This window comes from Desulfosarcina cetonica JCM 12296 (assembly GCF_001311845.1).
GTDB lineage: Bacteria > Desulfobacterota > Desulfobacteria > Desulfobacterales > Desulfosarcinaceae > Desulfosarcina > Desulfosarcina cetonica.
Window position 1 is genome coordinate 1 of sequence record NZ_BBCC01000075.1, and the last position, 21,323, is coordinate 21,323.

Sequence of the window (21,323 nt, forward strand, 5' to 3'; positions counted from 1 at the left end):
CGCCTGTCGGCCATGCGTGGCCATCAGGTGACGGTGATCGAGACCCGCGGCCGCATTGGTGGACTGCTGGCCCTGGCCGCGCGCGTCCCCGGGCGGTCCGAGATCATGGATGTGATCGATTTTCTCAGTCTTGAGATCGAGCGGTTGGGGGTGACCCTGCGCCTGAATACCGCACTGGACGACGCCCTGCTGGACGCCTTGCGTCCCGACGCGGTCATTCTCGCCTCGGGCAGCCTGCCGGAGATGCCCATCATCAAGGGGCTGTTTACCACCGGCATGGATCTATGTACGGTCGCGGAAGTATTGGACGGAAAGATCACCGGCGACCGGGTGATCATCCTGGGCGGCGGTCAGGCCGGCCTGGTAACGGCCGACTACCTTGCCGAAAAGGGGCGCGAGGTGGCGGTGCTTAACCGCAAGCGCCATTTTGCCGAGGAGATGTCCAGCAATGACCGCTTCTATCTGCGTGAACGCCTCAAGGACGAGCCGGTGCACCTATATAAACAGGTGGCGGTGAAAACCTTTACCGATGATGGGGTGGTGTTTACCAGTGCCGGAGAACCCATCACGCTCTCGGGGTTCGATACGGTGGTGGTGGCCGAGTCCATGACTTCCGTGCGGGATGCCAAGACCATTTTGGACGGACGGGGTTTGGCGGTGCACGTCATCGGTGATGCCAAATCGCCGCGCAACCTGATGCTGGCTCAGAGCGAGGCCGAGGAGGTTGCCAGATCCCTGTGATTTAAGTTTGCGCAAAGGATCGCACCTTCCAACGGAAGAATAGGCGGCAGCCGATCATGGATCGGCTGCCGCCTTTTTTTTTTTCGACGGCTGACGGGCGTCCTTGGGAGTGAATGCTTCCGCATGTTGCCCGCCGTAAAAAAACTTGTCCCCGCCTGATCGTATCGAATATTCTTTTCTTACAATTTGATAGGAACCCATCTCCGCCGGCGTGTAGTCGATCCCTTTTTCACGACGAAGCCGGTAGGCCAGGGTACGGGCCTGTCAATGTCATACTTCATTATCGGTGCAGGCTGATTTGTTTGATGGTTGCTGTATTGGGGGGAAGCAGAATGAACGATGAGAACAAAACCCGAGCCCAGCTGATCGACGAACTGCAGGACATGCGAAACCGTGTGGCCGAGTTGGAACGGAATCGCACTGTTGAGGGTCACGAAAAAGTGCGTGCCGAGGCCCTGAGGGAGAGCGAGGAGCGGCTGCGTTTGGCGCTTGATGCGACCAACGACGGCATCTGGGACTGGGATCCTGGAACCGGCCGGTCCTATTTCAGCCCGCGCTACTACACCATGCTGGGGTATGCACCGGACGAATTCCCCTCCACGTACGAAAGCTGGCGGCGATTGATTCACCCCGATGATGTGGAAACGGCCGAAGCATCTGTGCGGCGCGCTCTGGAAGAACGTGTACCCTTTGCCGTTGAATTCCGGATGAAGGCTAAAAACGGAGCGTGGCTCTGGATCTTGGGCCGGGGCAAGGTTGCCGAACTGGATGCCGAAAGAAAGGCGGTTCGCGTGGTCGGGTCTCACACGGACATCACCGAGCATAAGCGGACGGCGGAGGCGCTTGAAAAACGGATTGTGGCCTTGACACGGCCGCTGGAGGATGTGGAAGGCATTGCCTTTGAAGATTTGTTCAACCTATCCGATATCCAGCACCTTCAGGACCTGTATGCCGAGGCCTTTGGCGTGGCGGCCCTGATTACCCGCCCGGACGGCACCCCGATCACGCGGCCAAGCAACTTCACGGTTCTGTGCAGCCAGTTCATCCGCAATACCGAAAAGGGAAACAAAAACTGCACAATTTCCGATGCGTTGATTGGACGGCACAATCCCGCTGGTCCCACCATTCAGCCCTGCCTGAGCGCCGGTTTATGCAACGCGGGGGCCAGTATCACCGTTGGTGGGCGCCATATCGCCAATTGGCTGATCGGCCAGGTCCGCAACGAGAACCAGAAAGAAGAAGAAATCATGGCCTATGCCCGTGAACTCGGCGCGGACGAAAGCGCCTTTCGCGCCGCTTATCGCCAGGTGCCCGTAATGTCCCAGGCACAGTTCGAAAGAGTCGCCAATGTGGTGTTTGCTATGGCCAATCAGCTTTCCCTGTCGGCCTATCAAAACGTTCAGCAGGCGCGGTTCATCACCGAAAGGAAACAAATCGAGGAATCCTTGCGCCTGACCCAGTTCATTTTCGACAAGGCCCCTATCGGCATCTGGCGGATGGGACCAACGGGCGAGGTCCTCGACGTCAATGAAGCGGCTGCGCCAGCCTCGGTCACAGCCGGGAAGCGCTCTGCCGCATGAGCGTCTTCGACTTCGCCCCCGGATTCGATACCGGGGATTGGGAAAACGGCACTAACCAGCTGAATGAGACGGGGACCAAGATCACCGAGGCCTTCCACCAGCGCAAGAGCGGCGAGGTTTTCCCTATCCAGGTCCTTGAAAAGCTGGTGCGTTTCGAGGATCAAGAGTACCGTCTGGCGTTTGTTCAGGACATCACCGAGCGTAAAAGAACCGAGAAATCCCTGCGCCTCGCCCAGTTCATCATCGACAACGCCAACATCGGTATCCATCGGATCGATTCGGTCGGTCGCATCATAGAGGTGAACCGGAAAGCTGCGCAATTGCTCGGTTACACCAAGGAAGAGCTGGAATCGCTGACCATGCTTGATATTGACCCCCTGGTTGCCCGTAAATCCTGGGAGGGGGAGAATTGGCAGAAATTAACTGCTCTGGGGGCGCGAGATCTTGAAAGGCAACACCGCAGGAAGGATGGTTCTGTATTTCCCGTTGAGGTTCACAGCAACCTATTGGAATATGAGGGACAACAGTATGCTATCGCCTTTGTCCAGGATATCACCGAGCGTAAACAAACCGAGGAATCCCTGCGCCTGACCCAATTCATTTTCGACAAGGCCCCCATCGGCATCTGGCGGATGGGACCAACGGGCGAAGTCCTCGACGTCAATGAAGCGGCCTGCGCCAGCCTCGGTTATACCCGGGAGGCGCTCTGCCGCATGACCGCCTTCGACTTCGCTCCCGGATTCACCCCCGGTGATTGGGAGATCGAAACGACCCGGTTGAACGAGGCTGGCGTGATTACCGCCGAGGCCTTGCACCAGCGCAAGGGAGGTGAAATCTTCCCGATCCAGGTTATCGGTAAACTCATGCGGTTTGAAGGGCAGGAGTACCATGTGGCTTTTGTCCAAGACATATCGAAGCGCAAACAGAATGAAGACGCGCTACGGGAGAAGGATCGGTTGCTTCATGATATCGGCAAGCTGGTCAGGATCGGTGCGTGGAAATTCGATGTCGAAACCGGCAAGGTAACAACGACCGAGGAAGTGGCGCGAATATACGATTTTGAACCGGTTCAGGACTTGAGTGTCGCAAAAGGCTTTAGCTGTTATCATGGCGCAAATCGAGAAAAAATGGAACATGCCTTCAATGAATTGGTTGCGCACGGCACCCCCTATGATCTGGAGCTTGAGATAATCTCGGCCAAGGGAATTCGCAAGTGGATACGAACCATCGGCTCCCCTGTAATGAAGGACGGGCGTATTGTTCAGGTACAGGGATCCTTCCAGGACATTTCCGAGCGCAAGCAAATGGAACAGGCGTTAAAGGAAAGTGAGCAGCGGTTGGATCTGGCCCTGTCGGGCGCCAACGAAGGCATCTGGGACTGGCGGATGGATGAAGATATCCTGTACCTGGATTCCCGCTATTACACCATGGCCGGGTATGCGCCCAACGCGTTTCCAGGTGTATATGGTGAGATCTTAAAGCGCATTCACAAAGACGACGTTGAGCACGTGAAATCGGTTAACGACCGGTATCTGGCCGGCGAACTGGATTCCTTCGAAGTGGCGTTCAGATTTCTGCGCCAAGACGGCAGCTATATGTGGATTCAGGCCAAAGGGAAGATTGTCGCCTGGGATGACGAGGGAAATGCCGCACGATTTATCGGTACCAACGCCGATATCACCGCGCGCAAACAGGCGGAAGAGAATTTGCGTAAGCATGAACGATTGCTCACCAATATCCTGGAATCCATGAGTGAAGGTGTCTTTGTGCTCGACAGTGACTTTAAGGTCACGATTTACAACAGAGGCATGGAAGTCATTACCAATGTGCCAAGGGCGTCGGTTATCGGTAAACGCCCCTGGGAAGCGTTTCCCCATATTAGAAATTTGCCGGTTGAGGAAAATATTCGTAATGTAATGAAAGGCGAGGTGGCCGCGGCCGTAAAGACGACCCACCCGCATAATCCCAATGTGTGGTCTAGAGACAGCGTTTCCTCCATCAAAGATGCCGATGGACGGGTTGTCGGCGTGGTTGGTGTGCTCACCGATATCACCCGGCAAAAGCAGGCCGAAGAGGAGCTGCGCCAATTGCGCAACTATCTTTCCAATATCATTGATTCCATGCCCTCCATACTCGTGGCCGTGGACCGTGACGGCAAGGTGACCCAATGGAATCGCCAAACGGAGAAAACCACCGGATTGAGTTTCGAAAAGGCCCGTTCTCAACCCCTGGCCAGGGTGTTTCCCCGATTGTCCGGTGAAATGGATCGTATCGGCGTTTCCATCCGGGAACGCCGGGTGATTAGTTCCCCCAAAGTCACATGCAAGTTGGACAATGAAATCCGCTATGAAGACATCACCATTTTTCCCTTGGTGGCCAATGGGGTGGACGGTGCCGTGATCCGGTTGGACGACGTGACCCAACAGGTGCGGCTTGAGGAGATGATGGTTCAGAGTGAGAAAATGCTTTCCGTGGGCGGTTTGGCGGCGGGCATGGCCCATGAGATCAACAATCCGTTGGCCGGTATCCTGCAAAGCGTGTCGGTCCTGGAAAACCGTCTGCTCGGTGACCTGCCGGCCAACCACAAAGCCGCCGAAGCCGTGGGAACGACCCTTAAGGCCCTCCATCACTACCTGGTAATGCGCCACCTACCGGCGATGATTGAGAATATCCGCGAGTCCGGAAACCGTGCCGCCGCCATCGTCAGAAACATGCTCAGCTTTGCCCGCAAGAGCGACCGGGTGGTCTCCGACCAGGATTTGGGCGTTCTTTTGGATCAAACCATCGACTTGCTGCACACCGATTACAACATGAAGAACCATTATGACTTTAAACATATCCAAATTGTCAGGGAATATGACCCGGCGGCACCAAAGGTTCCCTGCGAGGCCAGCAAACTCCAGCAGGTGTTCATGAACATTCTCAAAAACGGTGCTCAAGCCATGGCTGGCGTGGCGGACGCGGCTTTTCTGCCGACCTTTGTGCTGCGGGTTCAAGATGACGGGGCCTGGTTGCGGGTGGAGATCGCGGACAATGGTCCGGGCATGGACGAGAAGACCCGCCGGCGTGTTTTCGAGCCCTTTTTCACGACGAAACCGGTAGGTCAGGGCACGGGCCTGGGCCTGTCGGTGTCATACTTTATTGTTACCGATGATCATGGCGGGGAGATGAGCGTGCATGGGGCGGTCGGCAGCGGTACCTGTTTCGTGATCCGGCTGCCCAAGACGGGGAAAACCTGAATGCCGTTAATCGTCTCCCAAAATCACACCTCACCAGAGGTTCCTTGCCTCGGAGTAATGCCATGAAATCCCGCATCCCCCTAAAAAGGAAGCGGGGGGCGGTCGGCAAACGGCTTCCTCGATGTTTGAATGGGACGGCATCAAGATGTTGGGAACGGTGGTGAAAATGACGCCGGTGGACTGGAAGGTTTTGGTCACCGTTTTCCAGGAGGCGTTGCTGTGGGCGTAAAAACGACAATGAACGGGTACCCTTTTTCCCCAATTGATGAACCCCGAAGTTGAACCATGGATCGTGCCGGCACTCACGGGGGGTAACGGGCTCACAATCCGGTGCGGCGAGGCTGGCAGGATGCGAACGAAGGGGCCATGGGGAATCGGGAGGACCCGCTTCCCCTCCCGCTTCCCCATTATGACGGGGCTCAGACCTTGAACTGATCGACCATCTGTTTAAGGCTCTCGGAAAGCTTGGAGAGCTCCTGGGCGCTCAAGTGGACCTGGCCGCTGCTGGTGGACATCTCGTTCATGGAAAAGCTGACCCCGGCGATGTCCTTGGAAATCTCGACGGCCACGGAAGAACTTTGATTGACGTTTTCGTTGACCTCCTGGATGCCCTGGGACGCTTGGCTGACATTGGTGGCGATATCATTGGTCGCCGCCGATTGTTCCTCGACGGCCGTGGCGATGGTGGCCACGACATCGTTGACGTCCCGAATCACCTCGGTGATTTCGGAAATCTGGTCCACCGTGGTGGTGGTGGTCCCCTGGATGGCTTCAATCTTGTCTTTGATATCCTGGGTTGCGGCAGCGGTCTGCTTGGCCAGTTCCTTGATCTCGTTGGCCACCACGGCAAAGCCCTTGCCCGCCTCGCCGGCGCGGGCGGCCTCGATGGTGGCATTGAGCGCTAACAGATTGACCTGCTCACTGATGTCGGTGATGGTCTCGATCACTTTGCCGATGGAATTGGCTGCCACGCCCAATTGATCCATGTTGGTGGAAGCGCTGGTGGCCTTGTGGGCGGCATCGTCGGAGATGCCGCGGGCCTTTTCGGCGTTGCGCGCGATTTCCCCGATGGTGGCGGACATCTCTTCGGCGGCCGTGGCCACCATGTTGGTGTTGGTTGAAGATTGCTCCATGGCGGCGGCCACGTTGTTCATGTTGGCGCTCATCTCCTCGGCAGCGGCGGAGACGGTGTTGGATTTGTCCGTAACGGTCTCGATACCCTGGGTCATCTGCTCGGAGATGGCGGAGAGTTCCGTGGATGAAGCGGAGAGCGTCTCGACCCCGCCGGCGATATCCTTGATGATCCCTTGGAGCTTTTCAATAAAAGTGTTGAACCAGCGGGCCAGTTCACCGACTTCGTCACGGCTGGTGACCGGGAGACGCATGGTCAGGTCGCCTTCACCCTGGGCGATGTCCTTGAGGCCGGCCACGGCGGCGTTGATCGGCCGAACGATGGAACGGGCGGAAAAGAGCACCAGAACGCCGACGATCAGGCCGGCTGCGACGGTGACGAGGATATTGGCGTTGCGGATGGCGTGGGCGGTCGCCAAGAACTCATCCTGATTCTGCGTCGCCCCGATGGACCAGCCGTTGATGCCCACCGGCGCGAATCCGGCGATCTTGGGGATGCCCTGGAATACATAGGCTTCCACGTCGGTGTCGCCGGCTTTCATTCCATTGACGATCGCCGCCATTTCCGGGATCTTGCTGAAATTCATCTTAAGGACATTTTCAGCTTTTGGATGGGCGATGCACAATCCCTCGGCATTGGCCATAAAGCCGTAACCAGTCTCTCCGATTTTACGCCCGGATACCATTTCCGTGAAATATTCCGCATGGATCACCAACCCCAAGGCCCCGATGAAGGAATCATTCGCCGCCTGGATGGGAACACACGCGATCACGATGGGTTTGCCGGTACTTTTGGAGACGACCATTTCGCTGACCACGGGGTTGCGGCTCTGCTGAACCTTTCGGAAATAATCCTGATCGGAGATGTCGACGCCCTTGTATTCGCTGCCGTTATCAAGGACGCCGGTGTAGATCTCTCCTTTCGCATCGCTGATAAAAAGCCCCTGATAGTGGTCGCCCATATTGCGAAATTCTCGGCTCAGATCGGTAAAGACCGCTTCGATGGTATCCTGGTTAGCGGCCGTTCCGGAATGGTCAACGGCGGCGCTCATGGCCGTAATGCTTTTTTGGCTGGCCATGGTCCTGGCTTTTTCCGTTTCGGCTGATAGTATCTGCCGGGTCAGACGGGCCAGGTCGGAGGCGATACCAACGGCTTGATGCTCGGAAAGATCCATGAGGGCCGCTTGCGATTTCAAAGCAGAGATGGTGCCGACGATCATCAGCGGGATCATGACGGCCGCAACGCCACCCAGGATCAATCGGGATGAGATGGAGTGCAGGTTAAATTTCATGGGCAATGCTCCTTGGTGTTGGAAATAATAACCAAAATGTCTTGTGACAAAGAATCTTGGGGTCTTTATCGTCTTCTGGCCAGAAGACCTGACGATGGATCCTATGGGGGGAATGGGGGAGGATCCCCCAGGTCGACGGTTGGCAGGGGCGGATTACCGGCTCAGGGAATTGAGATACGTGTAGAGATTGGTTTTTTTATGGGTTAACCCCAGCTTTTCACGGATATTCTTTCGATGCCATTGGATCGAGCTGGGGGAAAGCGCCAATAGATTGGCGATTTCTTTGGTATTTCTGCCTTTTCGGATAAGGTCGGCAACCCGTACTTCCGTGGGCGTGAAGTCCAGGTACTTTGCAAAGATCGTTTCTGAAAACTGGGAAACGATATCATTCAAGTTGGTTTCGATGATGTTCAGATAGGCCCGGGCCTCGACGCTGATGGTGCACTTGCCCATGTCTTCCAGATAGGGAAAGACAAAACGCTTCAGATTGACCAGAATGTTTTCCTCGATGGCCCGTTTTTCCACTTCCCGATGGTCCAGGGAGGCCTTCAGCGCCTGGTTGACCCGTTCGAGATAACGGCTTTTTTCATCGAGCTCCCTTTTCCGCTCCTGCAACATCTGGGTCATCTGCTTGCGATCGGTGATATCCCTGACAATGGCCAGCAGGTGAGGGGTGTCGGCGATTTCAAAACGATTGAGGCTGACCTCGACGTCAAAGGGGGAACCATTTTTGTGGATAAAACGCCATTCGAAGAATTGGGGGCCGGACTGCATCACCAGGGTCTCTTTTTTTGAATCGCATCCACGGACAAGACCCCGTCGGTTTGTTGTTCAGGGGAATAGTCCAATGGCGTTTTGCCGATCATTTCGTTGCGGGAGCGACCGAAAAGGTCCAATGCCCTTTGGTTGCAGTCGATCAAAACAATATCCTTCAGGATGAAGATGGCATCATGGGCCGATTCGAAAAGCTGGCGGTAGCGGGCTTCACTGGAGAGGATTTCCTGTTCGGCAATTTTATGGGCGGTAACGTCCTGGATGGTTTCGATGGCTCCGGTGATGCTGTCATCGCCATCCTTAAAAGGGGCGGCGGTGAAAAAGAGCCACTTGCCGTTTTCCCCCAAGTGAGGGAAAAAATCCTCGCCTTCGAACCCGTTTGCGGTGTGCCGGGCGCTTCTGAATTTGTTCCCGTAAAGCCGGGTCAGCTGGCCCATGCCGCCAGACTTGACCAGGATATCGGCCAGAAGATCGCGGGTCTGGGAATAAAATACCGACCGATGGCGATCCGTGCCGATCACCTCACTGGCAGGAACGCCGGTTAGAATTTCACACGCACGGTTCCAATGGATCACCATGCCCGTGGCATCGATGACGAAAGTGGGAATCGGGCTGCCGCTCAGGATTTTGGCCAGTTGTTGGGCGTCCTGCTCCCGTTGGGCCACTTCCTGCTTCAAGGCGGCATGGGCGCTTGCCATGGCGGCTTCGCTTTGATTTTGCCTCAGGCGGCTTAGGCCCACCTCGCCGATCATTTCGGCAAACTGTTTGAGGTATTCCAACGTGAGGGTCACCCGCGCTTTGGAAACGATGGGCACCTCATCTAAAGCCTGGAGATAGGCATCTTCGTCGTACCCCCATTGCCCTGCCCGGTGCTTGAAGTCGGCAATGGTCTGGGGGGTGAGGGGCTCAAAAAGAATTTGGCCGGCATAAAGATCCGCCATGTACTGGCCGTCAATCACGATGGGGGTCGCGGCATCGATCAGGCCATGGGGACACCGATAGACAAGCTGCTGCCTGCCATTCGCCAAATCCTGATGGGTCTGGCAATTGCTCTGGATGCACTGCTTTGCGGAATCCGGATGCTTGCGATGAAAATCCGAACAGATGCGCTGCCAGCCGGAACTGACCAGGATCGTGCCATCCTTGTCGATGATGGCGGTGGATATGCCGACGGCCGAATAAAAGGAATCGAATAGCCCCTGCAGGCGATCTACGTTGATGATTTGGCCTAAAATGAGATCCATGCGCCGTCCTTCGTTGAGAAACCATGGAAAAATAACCGCATCCCCATCGTCGAACGGGATACCTCCTCCAGTGGGTTGGCAGGATTTCGTTAGCCGGTGGTTAATGCTATTCTACCGCTTTGCTGACGATCCTGTAAATAGCCCGTAAAATCACCTGGTCGGCGGCAATCCCCTGGCGTGCAGCCCGCCGGTCGGGGCGCGCGGATGGATGCGTCCAAAAAAGACGGCGCGAATGAAGCCATTCGCGCCATGATATCGACAGAAAAGACGGGGTTTACTTCTCGATTTTCCGGTTGCCCGAGTATTTGAGGGCCGCGGCGATGAAACTGCGGAACAGGGGATGCGGGGTCATGGGGCGCGATTTGAATTCCGGATGAAACTGGCATCCCAGGAACCAGGGATGGTTTTCGATCTCCACGATTTCCACCAGTTCACCCGATGGCGCCGTGCCGGAGATTGTCAGTCCCGCCGCTTTCAGGGGCTCCAGATAGGCGTTGTTGAATTCATAGCGGTGGCGATGGCGCTCGGAAATGGCTTCCGTGGCATAGGCGCGAAAGGCGATGCTCTCCTTTTCCAAGTGGCAGGGATAGGCCCCCAGGCGCATGGTTCCGCCCTTGTCGGAGTGGACATCGCGCCGCTGGACCGTGCCGGACTTGTCGTCGAACCACTCTTCCATCAGGTAGATCACCGGGTGGGGGGTGGCCAGATCGAATTCCGTACTGTTGGCTTGCTCCAGCCCGGCCACGTGACGGGCGAATTCGATGACGGCGATCTGCATGCCCAGACAGATACCGAAGTAGGGGATGTTGTTCTCGCGGGCATACTGGGCCGCGCAGATCTTGCCTTCCACACCCCGTGAGCCGAAACCGCCGGGTACCAGAACGCCATCCACGCCTTCGAGGCTCAGGCTGCAGGTGTTTGCGTCGATGGTTTCCGAATCCACGAATTTCAGGTTGACCCGGGTCTGGTTGGGGATGCCGCCGTGGATCAGGGCTTCGTTGAGGCTCTTGTAGGATTCGGTGAGATTCACATACTTGCCCACGATGGCGATGGTGACCTCATACTTGGGTTCTCTGAGGCGTTTGCACAGGGTCTCCCAGTCCTCCAGGCGCGGGGCGCGGGTCCAGATATTGAGCAACTCGACGATCTTGTTGTCCAGCCCTTCCTCGTGAAAGCATAGGGGGCACTCATAGATGCAGTCCACATCCTTGGCGGTGATCACGGCGTCCGTATCCACATTGCAGAACATGGCGATCTTGCCCTTGATGTCGGGGCTGAGCAGTCGGTCGGTGCGGCAGAGCAGGATATCCGGCTGGATACCGATGCTGCGCAACTCCTTGACGCTGTGCTGGGTCGGTTTGGTTTTTACCTCGCCGGCGGTGGCGATGTAAGGCACCAGGGTCAGGTGGATGTAAATGACATTGTCTTTACCCGCGTCGGTGTGAAACTGACGGATGGCTTCCAGAAAGGGGAGGCTTTCAATATCGCCGATGGTGCCGCCGATCTCGACGATGACCACGTCCACGCCATTGGATGCCTTGCGGATACTGTCCTTGATTTCATCGGTGATGTGGGGGATGACTTGCACGGTGCCACCCAGGTATTCGCCCTGGCGTTCCTTGGTGATCACGCTGTGATAAATCTTGCCCGTGGTGTAGTTGTTGTCCTTGCCGAGTTTGGCGTGGGTGAACCGTTCGTAATGCCCCAGATCCAGGTCGGTTTCCGTGCCGTCATCGGTGACGAAGACCTCGCCGTGTTGGAAGGGGTTCATGGTCCCTGGATCGACGTTGATGTAAGGATCCAGTTTCTGAATGGTTACGGTAAGCCCCCGGCTTTCCAGAAGCGCGCCGATGGAGGCCGACGCCAGACCCTTGCCCAGGGATGAGAGAACACCTCCGGTAACAAAAATATACTTCGTATCATACCCCATAGAAAAACCTCAGCCGTTCTTGTTTTTTCCCGGTTGTCCGGGCTGTTTGGGATGGGTTGTCGAGAATTGTGAACGTGGACGCCTGGTTGCAAGCGAAGGCGATCGATATTCGGCAAATGCGCGATGCGACCGTTGATTTGTGCCTGGCTGTACCATATTTGCCCGGTTTGTAAAACCGGTGACGCAAAATATTTTCTGCCTCCCCCATGGGGGCGTGTCGTTTTGGGTGGTTGGGTCGACATCCGGGGTGGCGAATCGATCCAAAGATCCCGTTTGGCGGGTTACCCGGCCTTGTCCGAATACCGCTTGCGTGAGTGACATGAAGCGGATGGGATCGTCGTGGCCGACCGGACAGCCATGATCGGGCTGCCCGTATCGGTCCTTTTTAGCCTCATCCCTGTTCATCCGGGAGTCTTTTTAAGCGTTGTCGTCGTCTCCGATGAAGATATCCTGGGCAAAGCGGGCGCCCTTGCCCAGTGCCTCCTCGATGCGGATCAACTGGTTGTATTTGGCGATGCGATCGGAGCGTGACAACGAACCGGTCTTGATCTGACCGCTGTTGACCGCCACGGCCAAATCGGCGATGAAGGCATCTTCGGTCTCGCCGCTGCGATGCGAAATCACCGTGGTGTAGCCGGCCTGCTTGGCCATTTCGATGGCATCCAGGGTTTCGCTGACCGTGCCGATCTGGTTGAGCTTGATCAGGATCGAATTGGCGATGCCGTCGGCGATGCCCTTGGCGAAGATCGTGGGATTGGTGACGAAAATGTCATCGCCCACGATCTGAATGTACTCGTCGAGCCGCTCGGTCAGCACACGCCAGTTTTCCCAGTCCTGCTCGGCCAGGCCATCCTCGATGGAGAGAATCGGGTATTTTTCCACCAGGTTCTCGAAATAATCGACCATTTCGACGGCGGTGAGGGTTTTGTTCTCACCCTTGAGCACATATTTTTTCTTGTCGTACAGCTCGCTGGCGGCCACATCCAGGGCCAGGCCGATATCCTTGCCCGGTGTGTAGCCGGCGGCGTTGATCGCCTCGATGATAAGGGTCAGGGCCTCCTCGTTGGACTGAAGATCCGGTGCAAAACCGCCCTCGTCGCCAACGCCCGTGCTGAGCCCCTTGGATTTGAGGATTTTCTTCAGGGCATGGAAGGTTTCCGCGCCCATCTGAATGGCCTGGGCCATGGTGCTCGCGCCGAAGGGCACGATCATGAACTCCTGGATGTCCAGGTTGTTGGTCGCATGGGCGCCGCCATTGACCACGTTCATCATCGGAACCGGCAGGATTCTGGCGTTGACGCCACCCAGATACCGGAACAGGGGCAGGCCGAAGGCATTCGCCGCGGCCCGGGCGGCGGCCATGGAGACGCCCAAAAGGGCATTGGCGCCGAGCTTGGATTTGTTGGCCGTGCGTCCAGAGCCAGCATGCAGGCGTCCAGGGCCAATTGGTCCGAGGCGTCCATGCCGCGAATTTCGTTGGCGATGGTGGTGTTGACATTGTTGACAGCCGTGACCACGCCCTTGCCACCATAGCGTTTGGCGCGGGTATTGCGCAGCTCGAGGGCTTCGCGGGTGCCCGTGGAGGCGCCGGAGGGTACCGCCGCCCGGCCGGTAGCACCACAAGCCAGCGACATTTCCACCTCCACGGTGGGATTCCCCCGGGAGTCCAGGATCTCTCTTGCTTTTACGTCGATAATTTCCGTCATTGTTTTTTTGCCCCCATTGGTTGGTTTGCCCGAACGCCACCGGTCCTGCCGCTGACGGGCATGAAGGTTTTAATTGAAATAATTATAATTGGTTAGAACGATAATGGAGCTTGCTTGACCGGCAATTTGCCGCTTGACAATTTGTCGGCAAATGTTACTCTGCTTGCCGGGTGATGTCAAGAAATTGGCCACCTGCGATCCGGGTAATTGCATTTGGTCCCAATATGGAAAACCTTGCCATGAAAGTAAACGATTTATACACCACCGCCCATCTTTTCGTGGCTGCCGTACGGGTGCTGGATGATCAGGACGGCGCGCCCCCGGCCCTGGAGGCGATTTGCCGTCTGCTCAACTATTCCGACGAGAAGGGCAGTTACCTGCTCAACCGGTTGAAGGAACTGGGAATTGTCGACATTGTGAAGAGCGGTTTCAACGATCGCATCGTCGTCGCCAATCACTTGGCTATTGAAGACCTGCCGCGGGATGCCGAGGAGAGCCGCCTGGAACAGGAACTGAAAAAATTCAAGCAGGGCAAAAACGTCATGGAGGAGAAGGTCGCCTCCATCAAGGCTCAGCAGGATCAGAAAAAACAGGATCTGTTTGCCGAGATCGAAAAGAAGCTCAAAAAAAAGATGGAGAAGAAGTAGCTCCCGCAAGTGGGATCGCGGGGGACATGGTCGATACCGAACGTACCATCCGATCCATTGCCGGAAATCGGCGCGCTGTGCGGTGACGAGCGCGTGAAAAAGGCCGGCAACCTCATTCTCGATATTTCCGATAAGATCAACGAACTATAAACCGCTGCTTACCACTGTCCCAAGACACGGACGAAATCATTTTGAGGCCATTGAGCTTGGATAGTAAGTCGTATATGGCACCGACTGTGATCACGCTTATCACTTCCTCAGCCTGCAAAGCATCAAATTCATCTTTAAGCGTAGCTCCCATTTCAGGATGTCTTTTATCTGCGATGGTTAAAAAAATCGCCTCAAGACCATATGACATAATGCGTTTCAAAAGCATTGATTCCCGCGTTTGACGATTGGCATTTTTCTGAATAAGCCATTGAACCGACGTATTAGGGTTGAGCGTGAGTTTTTTGTTTCTATCGAACAGTACAACAATTGTCCCTGCGTCTTTATCCTCTTCAATCGCAAGAGCTTGGACGCTAGTTTTTTTGATGTTCTTTTCGTCGAAAAGCCACGCAGGAACAAATATGTTTAGCGCGGAAATACCCAAGCGACCTTTGTTACTTGCATGGCTGACATTTATCCTCACAATAGGGGCGATTATCAATATTTTCAAAAAAAACCTTCTATTCATCCGCATTGCTAACTCCTATGAAAAGCTAACGAAACATCTCATTCATTAGCAAGTGAAAAATCATGAAATATATCTGATAGTTTTTTTCGTGATTGGTGTTTCATCACAGGGTATGTGTACCAGATAAACAACGGAATGAAGGCAAGAATAGGTGCTAAGACATAAGCCCCACCGAGATAAAATACAATCGCAACAGTTGAGTCGATATTCGGTATAAGGCTCAGTAATGGGGTTAAAGACACCCACCCTATAGAAGATAGTACGCTAATAATAAATCCAATTAAGATTCTTGGTATGGCTTGCAGCCAGGATTTCTTATAAATAATCAAATTCTTGGCATCATACTCTCTCCTTATGGTTTTATGTGTCTTTTCCTGTATTAATATCGTGTCGGGTAGACGACTATTTTGTGCTAATTCATTGAGTTCCCAGTTGATTGCGTTTGATTGCGTGGTAGTATCGATCACAATTAATCTGGCCGACTTGATTAACTTTTGAACAGACTCTTTCCAAGTATCGTGATCAGCGGTTAAGAATATTGCCAAAACGTTTCGGCGTTTCCACAACTTCAACCCCGATAAGCCAATCATCCAAGGGTTCCAATCTCTGGAGCTTGATGGCTTCGGCACCAGGAACACTAACGGTAAATTAGCTGGCAGGGATCTAAGGATACCCTCTACGCCAACTCGGTCGGCGAATGAAGAGAAACGACGCAAGAAAAGAACAAACGGCCTATCAAATAATAAATTCTGGTTACGATGTAATTTTGTGATATATAAAACTGCTTGGTAAGTGGACACCAAGACTGCTATTGGAATAAGAAACCAAAAAAATTTTACCGCTATAGGCAAAGGTCGAACTCCGCCAAAGGGGGTGGGTAAGTTTATTAGTATAATTCGTTCTATCAGAAGAGCAGATAGCATAATTATGGTTGGAAGGATCCATAATACCAACAAAGAAATAAAAGACTTCCGCCTGTCAAGTCTAAGTGGCATTAATCTGAGTAAAGATCGTAGGAAAATTGGATGCATGTAGTAACATAAAACAGCGGCAATTATTGCTGTGGTAATATATAAAAAATATGACGGAGAATAAGTATCTTCTATTTGATTAAGTACCAGTAGTACCGTAACAATAGGCGTGAGCCAAAGCACCGCCAGGGAAGTAAGAGAAAACGGAATAGTAAGAAATCTAAAGTATACAAAAAACTTTAGAGTATCTATTAGTTGTCTCTTGAAATTGGAATGCCTACACATTTTACGACAGCTTTTTTTTGCATTCGCAATAAAAATCCTGGGTAGCGCTTTATCGCAAACCAAGTTCTGGCGTTCTCGATAATTTGGCACATCCCCATGAAGATTGGCAAATCAATCATACCACACATCGACGATCCCTGTAAAAAACAGTGATAGACGGGATTATATAAACTTCCCAAACAATTTACTCGGATACCGGTACAGGCATATGCAACGTCATGGCGCACCCGAAGGTTGTGCTCCCCCAACGTCCATGCAATTTTGTCTGAGTGTTGGTTCGGTCGTTATCTGCCAGCTATCTCTATATTGCCGGAGCCGACGGGTGGGCGCTGTGGTGTCCGGTTACACCATCATCTTCCCCGATTCAGCCAGCTCCACCAGCGCCTGACGGTCCAAAAGGCGAATCTCCGGACCGTCGACCCGGATCATCGCCTGGGCCGACATCTTGGCGAAAATGCGCGACAGGGTCTCGGGGATGGTGCCCAGCAGGCTGGCCAGTTGGCCCTTGGAGATTTCCAGGGAAACGCTGTCGGTGCGTTGTTGCTCCTTGGCCAGATAGATCAAATAAGACGCCAGACGGGAGGGGACCTCCTTCAGGGAGAGATTCTCGATTTGGATGGTGAACTGCCGAAGGCGCATGGAAAGCTCGCCCAGCATGTTCATGGATAGGGACGGGTGACGGGCGATCAGGTCCACAAACGCCTGGCGCGGCAAAAAGAGGATGCGGCTGGCCGCAAGGGCCACGGCATTGGCCGGAAAGCGTGAGCCGGAGAAGACCGGTACTTCGCCGAAGGGGTTGCCCGGTCCGTAGATATGCAGGATCTGCTCCTTGCCTTCCGGGGAGCTTTTAAAAATCTTCACCTGACCGTCGGCCACGATGTAAAACCCATCGGCCGTGTCTCCCTCCATGAATATCGATTCTCCGCGTTTGTACCGTCGGTTCACGGTGATCTGCGCCACCTCGTCGATCTGGGGCCCGGAGAGCCCGTGGAACAAAGGGGTGCTGGATAGAAGTTCGCCTAGGGTGAGCATCCGCGGGTTCACCTTTCTCATTTTTCCCGTTGCATCCATGCATAATGCGGTTACAATAGGTGGCATATCATCCCATTGATCCGCATGTCCGCCACGTCTGGCAGTTGTTGTCCGCTGTTTCACGCCCTGGTTGAGGTTCTCGATTTTTTTGATGTCCACTGCCTTTTGGCCATGTTTCTTGATGTAAGTCAAGGCGAAGGGACAGGCGTTGCCGTATAAAGCAAACATAACCCGGGACCATCCGCCTGGCGTAAAAAAATGAAATTCCTTGACCCAGGTCAAGGTCAACGCCAAGGCAAAAGGATAAACCCTGATCAACTGGATTAAAACGTTTTTCACCGGTAGCGATAGCCCGGACGAAGACAGCACCATGAACGCAATCGACATTCCGAATACCCATCATCAAGGAGGTTTCCCCATGTTTTGTTTTCAATGTGAGCAGACGGCCAAAGGCGAAGGATGCACCAAAATCGGCGTATGCGGCAAGCAGCCCGAGGTGGCGGCCCTTCAGGATCTTCTCATTTATGCGGTAAAGGGCATTGCCCAGGTGGCGCTGGAAGGGGCCACGGTCAAGGTCAACGACCCGGCCGTCAATGCCTTCACCTGCGAGGCGATTTTTTCTACCCTGACCAACGTGGATTTTGATGCGGCCCGTTTTGTCACCTTGATCAACGATGCGTCAAGCATCGCGAGGCCCTGAAAGCCAAGGTCAAGGCTGCCGGCGGCAACGTGGCCTTTGGCGAAGGCCCGGCGACGTTCATGCCCGCTCCTGACCAAGCCAGCCTGGTGGCCCAGGGCGAAAAAGTGGGCGTCAAGAGCGATCCTTCGGTCGACCCCGACATCCTTTCCCTGCGCGAGCTGATCGTCTACGGCATCAAGGGGCTGGCCGCCTACGCCGATCACGCCCGCATCCTGGGCCAGGAAGACGATCGTGTCTATAACTACATCTACGAAGGCATGGCCGCCACCCTGGACGGTTCACTGGGGGTCAATGACTATGTCGGCCTGGCTTTGAAGTGCGGTGAGGTCAACCTCAAGGCCATGGAACTGCTTGATGCCGGCAACACCGGCACCTACGGCCACCCCGTGCCCACCGCCGTTCCCCTGGGTGCCAAAAAGGGCAAGGCGATCCTGGTGTCCGGCCACGATCTCAAGGATCTGGAGATGATCCTCAAACAGACCGAAGGCAAGGGGATCAACGTTTACACCCACGGCGAGATGCTGCCCTGCCACGGTTATCCGGAACTGAAGAAGTACAGCCATTTCTACGGCCATTACGGTACCGCCTGGCAGAACCAGGCCAAGGAATTCGCTGCCTTCCCGGGCGCCATTGTCATGACCACGAACTGCATTCAAAAGCCCAGGGATTCCTATAAGGACAACATCTTTACGACCGGGCTGGTGGGCTGGCCCGGTGTGACCCACATCAAAGACAAGGATTTCGCCCCTGCCATCAACAAGGCCCTGGAACTGCCCGGCTTTACGGAAGATGCCCCCGGAAAGCAGGTCATGGTCGGTTTTGCCCGCAACGCGGTCATGGGGGTGGCCCCCACGGTGATCGAGGCGGTGAAGAACAAGGCCATCCGTCACTTCTTCCTGGTGGGTGGCTGCGACGGCGCCAAGCCGGGCCGCGATTACTACACCGAATTCGTCGAAAAGGTACCCAAGGATTGCGTGGTCCTGACCCTGCCTGCGGCAAGTTCCGTTTCTTCGACAAGGATCTGGGGGACATCGGCGGCATTCCGCGCCTTTTGGACGTGGGGCAGTGCAACGACGCCTACTCGGCCATCCAGATCGCCGTGGCCCTGGCCGGCGCCTTCAACTGCGGGGTCAACGATCTGCCGCTCTCCATGATCCTCTCCTGGTACGAGCAGAAGGCCTGCGTGATCCTGCTTTCACTCCTGCACCTGGGCATCAAGAACATCCGCCTGGGTCCCAGCCTGCCGGCTTTCATTACCCCCAATGTGCTGGATGTGCTGGTGAAAAACTTCAACATCATGCCCATTGGGACGCCGGATGGGGACCTGAAAGCCATCCTGGGATAAGCCAGGGATTCGAGGTCGTGTTTTTGAGCGGGGGTATCGGGCGTCGCGGTATGACCCATACAGCTTTCTCCCCCTGGCCTTGCCAAAAACACGATCTCAACCCCTGTCATCAGGGAAGACAATACTTACTTTTACGTGTGTAAAAAAATCGCTGCCGGGTTACCGGCAGCCGCCACCCGAAACCCAAAAAATGGAGCGCCACCATGAAATGCCCAGGACAGGATACCCTCTATTGGAAGCCCGGCGCCATCTTTGAGGTGGCATGCCCCGAATGCGGCACCAGCGTCGAGTTTTTTAAGGACGACACGGCCCGCAAATGCCCAAAATGCCAGCACCGGTTCGTCAATCCGAACATGGATTTCGGCTGTGCGGCCTACTGCCAGTATGCCGAGCAGTGCATCGGCACGTTGCCCGAGGAATTCCTGCTCAAGGCCGATGATCTGCTCAAGGACCGTGTGGCCATCGAGATGAAGCGCTATTTCAAGGGCGACTTCAAGCGTATCGGCCACGCCATCCGGGTGGCGCGTTACGCCGAGCGGATCGGCCGCGTCGAGGGCAGCAACCCGGCCGTGGTATTGTGTGCCGCCTACCTGCACGACATCGGCATCGTCCAGGCCGAGAAGAAATACGGCAGCTGTAAGGCTGAATACCAGGAACAGGAAGGCCCGCCCGTGGCGCGCGAGATCCTGGAACGGCTGGGCGCCAGCCCTGCGTTGGTGGCTGAGGTCTGCGATATCGTCGGCCACCATCACCACCCGCGCGATGAAGAAAGCCTTAATTTCAAGGTCCTTTACGACGCCGATGGGATCGCCAATCTGGAAGACAGGAAAAAAGCAAACAAGATCGCCCCGGAGGCAATCGAAACCCTTATCGCGGAGAGGTTTCTTACTGCCGCCGGCCGTGCGGAAGCCCGCAAAACCTTGCTATAGCCTTCAAGATAATGCTCTATGACAATCATCGAAGCTGATGACGCTTCGTTAACATAAAAGAACGGCCCCGATCCAACGGTGGCGGAATAGGTGGTGAACCATGAAAGTGACCCGCAAAATTATCCAAATCGACGAAGAGCGTTGCGACGGCTGCGGCAACTGTGTTCTCTCCTGCGCCGAAGGCGCTTTGAAGATCATCGATGGCAAGGCCAGGGTGATTTCCGATAACTTGTGTGACGGCCTGGGCGCCTGCATCGGCGAATGTCCCCAGGATGCCCTGCATATCATCGAACGCGAGGCCGAGGAGTTTGACGAGGAAGCGGTGGAGAAACACCTCGAAAGCCAGCCGCATGCCGCCGAAGCGGACCAAGCCCTGCCTTGTGGTTGCCCGTCGACCCAGATCCAGAGCTTCGCCCCGGCATCGGACTGCCAGGCGGCCAACGCGCCGCGTACCCAGGCGAAAGGATCGGTCCCATCCGCCTTGACCCACTGGCCTGTCCAGATGCGCCTGATTCCGCCGAGCGCCCCGTTCCTCAAAAACGCCGATCTTCTGGTGGTGGCCGATTGCGTACCGTGGCCTTTCCCTCCCTGCACCAGGAATTTTTGGATGGCAAGGTGGTCATGCTGGGCTGCCCCAAGTTCGACGATGCCCAGGACTATATCAACCGGTTCGCCGCGATTTTCGAAACCGCGGGGATCAAAAGCGTCACGACGGTGGTCATGGAGGTGCCCTGCTGCTCGGGACTGCCCACGATCGTGAAAAAGGGCATGGAAAAAGCCGGGGTGCAGGTGCCGTCCCAACAGGTGACCATCGGCACACGGGGGGAGATCCTGGAGACGCGATAGGGTCGTCCCCGTTCCCGGTTTTTATCCGCATCACCCAAGGGCGAACCGATAACGATAAGGTCGCCCTTGCTCTATTATTCGCCCTTGCGATTCACCGGCCGAGGGGCGCTGCAGCGAAACACGTTTGCGGACTTGCCGTCAGACCGTTTTTCCATTATGACACCACCGTTTGACGGTCACTTGAACGGTGGGGGCCGATGCTTTCCGGTTTTCACCCATTGACCATCCCTTATTCCATCTATTCACCACCAAAGG

The 21,323-nt window shown here is 55.2% G+C and carries 14 protein-coding genes and 3 pseudogenes; 9 read left to right on the forward strand and 8 right to left on the reverse strand.

Annotation, left to right across the window (positions count from 1 at the left end):
- From JCM12296_RS17165 to JCM12296_RS17175, 3 genes are all read left to right on the forward strand, one after another.
- Positions 1–741 (forward strand): FAD-dependent oxidoreductase (locus JCM12296_RS17165; protein ID WP_157067690.1); only part of this gene is annotated, 741 nt, incomplete at its 5' end.
- A gap of 332 nt (positions 742–1,073) precedes the next feature.
- Positions 1,074–2,321 (forward strand): PocR ligand-binding domain-containing protein, encoded by a 1,248-nt coding sequence (locus JCM12296_RS17170; protein WP_054695690.1) that lies wholly within the window; start codon positions 1,074–1,076, stop codon positions 2,319–2,321.
- Positions 2,318–5,560, forward strand: coding sequence for a PAS domain S-box protein (locus JCM12296_RS17175; RefSeq protein WP_054695692.1), 3,243 nt, complete (start codon positions 2,318–2,320; stop codon positions 5,558–5,560). Before JCM12296_RS17170 ends, JCM12296_RS17175 begins: the two co-directional genes overlap by 4 nt.
- 419 nt (positions 5,561–5,979) lie before the next feature.
- On the opposite strand, the gene JCM12296_RS17180 is transcribed toward JCM12296_RS17175, so the two are convergent.
- The 5 genes and pseudogenes from JCM12296_RS17180 to eno form a co-directional block, all read right to left on the reverse strand.
- Positions 5,980–7,983, reverse strand: coding sequence for a methyl-accepting chemotaxis protein (locus tag JCM12296_RS17180; protein ID WP_054695695.1), 2,004 nt, complete (start codon positions 7,981–7,983; stop codon positions 5,980–5,982).
- 153 nt (positions 7,984–8,136) lie between these two features.
- Positions 8,137–8,757, reverse strand: a complete 621-nt coding sequence (locus tag JCM12296_RS47630; RefSeq protein WP_054695698.1) for a helix-turn-helix transcriptional regulator — start codon at positions 8,755–8,757, stop codon at positions 8,137–8,139.
- Complete coding sequence (locus JCM12296_RS17190; RefSeq protein ID WP_054695702.1) at positions 8,757–10,001, reverse strand: PocR ligand-binding domain-containing protein; 1,245 nt, start codon at positions 9,999–10,001, stop codon at positions 8,757–8,759. Before JCM12296_RS17190 ends, JCM12296_RS47630 begins: the two co-directional genes overlap by 1 nt.
- A 274-nt stretch (positions 10,002–10,275) precedes the next feature.
- The gene (locus JCM12296_RS17195) at positions 10,276–11,931 is read right to left on the reverse strand and encodes a CTP synthase (protein WP_054695705.1); all 1,656 of its coding nucleotides are present in this window, start codon (positions 11,929–11,931) and stop codon (positions 10,276–10,278) included.
- Between the two features lie 417 nt (positions 11,932–12,348).
- A pseudogene (eno, locus tag JCM12296_RS17205) lies at positions 12,349–13,637 on the reverse strand (phosphopyruvate hydratase).
- 239 nt (positions 13,638–13,876) lie between these two features.
- Here eno and JCM12296_RS17210 point away from each other — a divergent pair.
- Positions 13,877–14,284 (forward strand): helix-turn-helix domain-containing protein, encoded by a 408-nt coding sequence (locus JCM12296_RS17210; RefSeq protein ID WP_054695712.1) that lies wholly within the window; start codon positions 13,877–13,879, stop codon positions 14,282–14,284.
- Positions 14,285–14,420: 136 nt separating this feature from the next.
- On the opposite strand, the gene JCM12296_RS17215 is transcribed toward JCM12296_RS17210, so the two are convergent.
- From JCM12296_RS17215 to JCM12296_RS17225, 3 genes are all read right to left on the reverse strand, one after another.
- Positions 14,421–14,960 (reverse strand): hypothetical protein, encoded by a 540-nt coding sequence (locus tag JCM12296_RS17215; protein WP_157067693.1) that lies wholly within the window; start codon positions 14,958–14,960, stop codon positions 14,421–14,423.
- A 38-nt stretch (positions 14,961–14,998) separates the two neighbouring features.
- A complete protein-coding gene (locus tag JCM12296_RS17220) occupies positions 14,999–15,760 on the reverse strand; it encodes a hypothetical protein (protein ID WP_157067694.1) in 762 nt (253 codons plus the stop codon).
- 798 nt (positions 15,761–16,558) lie between these two features.
- Positions 16,559–17,476, reverse strand: coding sequence for a Crp/Fnr family transcriptional regulator (locus JCM12296_RS17225; RefSeq protein ID WP_306304064.1), 918 nt, complete (start codon positions 17,474–17,476; stop codon positions 16,559–16,561).
- Positions 17,477–17,666: 190 nt separating this feature from the next.
- On the opposite strand from JCM12296_RS17225, the gene JCM12296_RS47635 reads away from it, so the two are divergent.
- From JCM12296_RS47635 to JCM12296_RS49200, 5 genes and pseudogenes are all read left to right on the forward strand, one after another.
- Positions 17,667–17,948 (forward strand): hypothetical protein, encoded by a 282-nt coding sequence (locus tag JCM12296_RS47635; RefSeq protein ID WP_281492039.1) that lies wholly within the window; start codon positions 17,667–17,669, stop codon positions 17,946–17,948.
- Positions 17,945–19,293, forward strand: a pseudogene (hcp, locus tag JCM12296_RS17230) (hydroxylamine reductase). Before JCM12296_RS47635 ends, hcp begins: the two are co-directional and overlap by 4 nt.
- Before the next feature lie 203 nt (positions 19,294–19,496).
- The gene (locus JCM12296_RS17235; protein ID WP_054695721.1) at positions 19,497–20,222 is read left to right on the forward strand and encodes an HD domain-containing protein; all 726 of its coding nucleotides are present in this window, start codon (positions 19,497–19,499) and stop codon (positions 20,220–20,222) included.
- Between the two features lie 100 nt (positions 20,223–20,322).
- A pseudogene (locus JCM12296_RS49835) lies at positions 20,323–20,430 on the forward strand (ATP-binding protein); the annotation flags it as partial.
- A gap of 356 nt (positions 20,431–20,786) precedes the next feature.
- Positions 20,787–21,068 (forward strand): hypothetical protein, encoded by a 282-nt coding sequence (locus tag JCM12296_RS49200; RefSeq protein WP_306304065.1) that lies wholly within the window; start codon positions 20,787–20,789, stop codon positions 21,066–21,068.
- The last annotated feature ends 255 nt before the right edge of the window (positions 21,069–21,323 follow it).

Bases quoted from the DNA above. Each gene is read 5' to 3' on its own strand.
- JCM12296_RS17210 (WP_054695712.1), top strand. From the start codon at position 13,877: ATGAAAGTAAACGATTTATACACCACCGCCCATCTTTTCGTGGCTGCC.
- JCM12296_RS47635 (WP_281492039.1), top strand. From the start codon at position 17,667: ATGTTTTGTTTTCAATGTGAGCAGACGGCCAAAGGCGAAGGATGCACC.
- JCM12296_RS17190 (WP_054695702.1), bottom strand. From the start codon at position 10,001: ATGGATCTCATTTTAGGCCAAATCATCAACGTAGATCGCCTGCAGGGG.
- JCM12296_RS17215 (WP_157067693.1), bottom strand. From the start codon at position 14,960: ATGAATAGAAGGTTTTTTTTGAAAATATTGATAATCGCCCCTATTGTG.
- JCM12296_RS17175 (WP_054695692.1), top strand. From the start codon at position 2,318: ATGAGCGTCTTCGACTTCGCCCCCGGATTCGATACCGGGGATTGGGAA.
- JCM12296_RS17225 (WP_306304064.1), bottom strand. From the start codon at position 17,476: ATGTTTGCTTTATACGGCAACGCCTGTCCCTTCGCCTTGACTTACATC.
- JCM12296_RS17170 (WP_054695690.1), top strand. From the start codon at position 1,074: ATGAACGATGAGAACAAAACCCGAGCCCAGCTGATCGACGAACTGCAG.
- JCM12296_RS47630 (WP_054695698.1), bottom strand. From the start codon at position 8,757: ATGCAGTCCGGCCCCCAATTCTTCGAATGGCGTTTTATCCACAAAAAT.
- JCM12296_RS17180 (WP_054695695.1), bottom strand. From the start codon at position 7,983: ATGAAATTTAACCTGCACTCCATCTCATCCCGATTGATCCTGGGTGGC.
- JCM12296_RS17195 (WP_054695705.1), bottom strand. From the start codon at position 11,931: ATGGGGTATGATACGAAGTATATTTTTGTTACCGGAGGTGTTCTCTCA.
- JCM12296_RS17235 (WP_054695721.1), top strand. From the start codon at position 19,497: ATGAAATGCCCAGGACAGGATACCCTCTATTGGAAGCCCGGCGCCATC.